Raw genomic sequence first — 3,143 nt, forward strand, 5'->3', positions numbered from 1 at the left:
CTTGCTGGCTGTCCTGGTCAGCCGTCATCTGCGCTACGACTGGGACAACCCGGATCTGGACACGAACGATCACCTGATCTTCTCCAAAGGCCATGCCTCTCCCCTGCTGTATTCGGTCTTCAAGGCCGTCGGCGTCGTCTCCGATGATGAGCTCATGACCGGCTACCGCCGGTTCGGCCAGCGCCTGCAGGGACATCCGACGCCGGCACTGCCATGGGTAGATTTCGCGACGGGCTCGCTGGGGCAGGGACTTCCGGACGGCGTCGGAGTCGCCCTCGCCGGGAAATACCTGGATCGGCTCCCCTACCGGGTGTGGGTGCTGTGTGGCGACAGCGAAATGGCGGAAGGCTCCATTTGGGAAGCCCTGGACAAGGCCTCCCACTATGGCCTGACCAACCTGGTCACCGTCGTCGACGTAAACCGGCTGGGACAGCGGGGCGAGACCGAACTCGGCTGGGACATGGAGTCCTATGCCCGCCGGGTCCAGGCTTTCGGCGCCCAGGCCATCGTCATCGACGGCCACGATCTCAGCGCCATCGACGAGGCTTTTTCCACTGCGGCAGAAGCACCTGAAGGCAAGCCCGTTGTCATCCTCGCCAAGACCATCAAGGCCAAAGGCTTCGCCGAGATCGAAGACAGCCCGGATTGGCATGGAAAACCCTTACCGCCCGACATGGCCGAGAAGGCTATTGCAGAACTCGGCGGTCCAAGGACCCTGACATTGCGGGGCCCTCTTCCGGAAGAAGGGTCAAAGGCACGCATCGACGCTCCCGGCGCAACCTTCCCCAGCTACACAGTGGGCGAGAAGGTCGCTACGCGAAAGGCTTACGGCGACGCTTTGGCAGCACTCGGCGGCATCGATCCCGCCGTTGTTGCCCTGGACGGCGAGGTCAGCAATTCCACCCATGCGGACCAATTCGCGAAGGCATTTCCCGGCCGGTTCTTCGAGATGTACATCGCCGAGCAGCAGCTCATCGCCGCCGCCACGGGACTGAGCAGCCGGGGATATAAAGCCTTCGCCTCGACTTTCGCGGCCTTCCTCACCCGCGCCTACGACTTCATCCGCATGGGGTCCATCTCGAGCGCCGATCTTCGCCTGTGCGGTTCGCACTCCGGCGTCGAGATTGGCGCCGATGGTCCATCCCAGATGGCGCTGGAGGACCTGGCGATGTTCCGGGCCGTGCATGGTTCGACCGTCCTGTACCCTGCGGACGCGACCAGCACGGCCACCCTGGTGCAGCGCATGGCGGAAACTTCCGGCATCAGCTATCTCCGGACCACCCGCGGCACCTACCCCGTCCTGTACAGCGCCTCCGAGCAGTTCCCGGTCGGCGGTTCCAAGCTCCTGCGGTCCTCCGGCAACGACGACGTTACCCTCGTCGGGGCAGGGGTCACCCTTCATGAAGCGCTTAAGGCAGCAGACATCCTCGACGCGGACGGAATCCGGGCCCGCGTCGTTGACTGTTACTCCCTCAAGCCCATAGACGCAGAAACACTGCTCACCGCCGCCGGCGAGACACAGGGCCGCGTCATCATCGCCGAAGACCACCGCATCGAGGGAGGCCTGGGATCAGCGGTCAAGGATGCCCTGCTCACGGCACCGCCGAGTGACCTGTCCATCACGCACCTCGCCGTGCACGGCATGCCCGGGTCCGGAACCGGGCAGGAGCTCCTCGCCTGGGCAGGCATCGACGCCGAACATATCGCCGAGGCCGCCCGGCGCCTGGTCGGGCCAAACGCGCGCCGGTCGTCATGGCGCGGCTCCCCGGGACCCACATAGACCCACGACAGGCCTCTCTCCCCGACTCTCGGCACCAAGCCGGGCGCGCGCGATGGCCTCATAGAACTCCTCACCAGGCGAGCCGACGGGCTTGCGAAACTGGGTTGCCTCCTCTACGAAGTAGGGATTAACGACGCCCAACCTGACACGGTGTTCGTTGCCGAGTTGTGGATATCCGAGAGCGCCCACCGGGCCTCCTTGAAACTGGACTCGGTCCGGAGCAGCATTGCCGAAGCGATGCCGCTGCTGTCAGGATCGATGAGCAGCCAGGGTTTCGAAGTCGTCGGATCTCCACTGCACGATTGAGGTTCCGCTTACGAATACCGCTTCCTAACCAAAACAACTCCCCCGTAAGCCGCTTCTCCACCGCGAGGAATCCGGAACAGTAATGGTCGCGCTATTGACTCGTCCTGAGGAGCCACAGCACACGGCCCTTCGGGCAGCCTTGTGAAGGCTTCCCAATACGCACGCCGCTAAAACGCCGGCACGGGATTTCGGTGCTCCTGGCGACGCGGCTGTTGTGATCGTTCAAGGGTGTCGCGAAGGATGGCGGGCCGCCGCTGGTGCGTGACTGCGGTGGTTGGCCCTAAGCGGCGGACCGCCCGGAATTTCCAGGTTCGATGACTCTGGGAACATGAGTTACCGGACGACTGTATTGGGGGATCCAGCCGCCCGGGCTCACTGCAAGGTTACTCCGTTTCGTCGGTGAATAGGGCGAAGATGGTCTGCCCAACGTCGCTACCGTGCAGCCCCAGCAGTTAGGCGTCGAAATACGTCCGGACTGTCGGGTCTTGTGAAAGAGAGGCGACCACTGATGCGGCGATGTCCCGGAGTTTGACGTTTGTGCAAGGGCTGCCCCCTGCCGCAGCTTACGCGCCGCTGCCAAGTCCCGATCACTGTTGGGCCACGGACCATGGCAGCCCTGGCGCTTGGCAGACCCTGGATCTGCCTCGCCGTGCTAGGCCCGCCCCCAAAGTGTCCGTTGAGGGATCCCTCGACGGGCGCCTTGTGGGTGGCGAGTTCGGAGCCGTGGGGATCGGTTTTCGCGAATGCTCACGCTCCTTTTGCTGGCGTGAGCTGGATCAGCTTCGCGAGTTCGTACGCCGTGTGGCGGTCATCTTCGTTGGCGACGAAGACCCGACCGATCAGCAGGGCGGCGTGGTGGGGCACGTCGATCCGTGTCATGCCGTGTGGCGTATCCTCGCCATTTGGGTTCGCAGAGGAGGAAGTCGCCGATAGCGGTTCCAGTGGTGCGTTTGCCCACGTAGGCAAAGTTGGCGCCGCTGGTCGGGTCGGTGAACTGCACGCTGTAATAGCGTTGTGCCATCTCGGGCACGCGCAGCACTTGTGGTCCGGCGTTGAC

2 protein-coding genes and 2 pseudogenes are annotated in these 3,143 nt (G+C 63.9%); 2 read left to right on the forward strand and 2 right to left on the reverse strand.

What is annotated here, in order from left to right; all coding sequences use genetic code 11:
* On the forward strand, positions 1 to 1,780 hold a 1,780-nt coding region (locus LQV45_RS22820; RefSeq protein WP_230008950.1), incomplete at its 5' end, for a transketolase.
* A 45-nt stretch (positions 1,781 to 1,825) separates the two neighbouring features.
* Positions 1,826 to 2,086, forward strand: a pseudogene (locus LQV45_RS22825) (putative quinol monooxygenase); the annotation flags it as partial.
* A 747-nt stretch (positions 2,087 to 2,833) separates the two neighbouring features.
* Here the strand turns inward: LQV45_RS22825 and LQV45_RS35705 are convergent.
* Positions 2,834 to 2,965 carry a hypothetical protein gene (locus LQV45_RS35705; RefSeq protein ID WP_290370295.1) on the reverse strand — a complete coding sequence of 44 codons (132 nt, stop codon included), beginning with the start codon at positions 2,963 to 2,965 and terminating at the stop codon, positions 2,834 to 2,836.
* Between the two features lie 16 nt (positions 2,966 to 2,981).
* Positions 2,982 to 3,143 (reverse strand): annotated as a pseudogene (locus LQV45_RS35915) (DUF1254 domain-containing protein); the annotation flags it as partial.

This window comes from Microbacterium sp. Bi128, assembly GCF_918698205.1.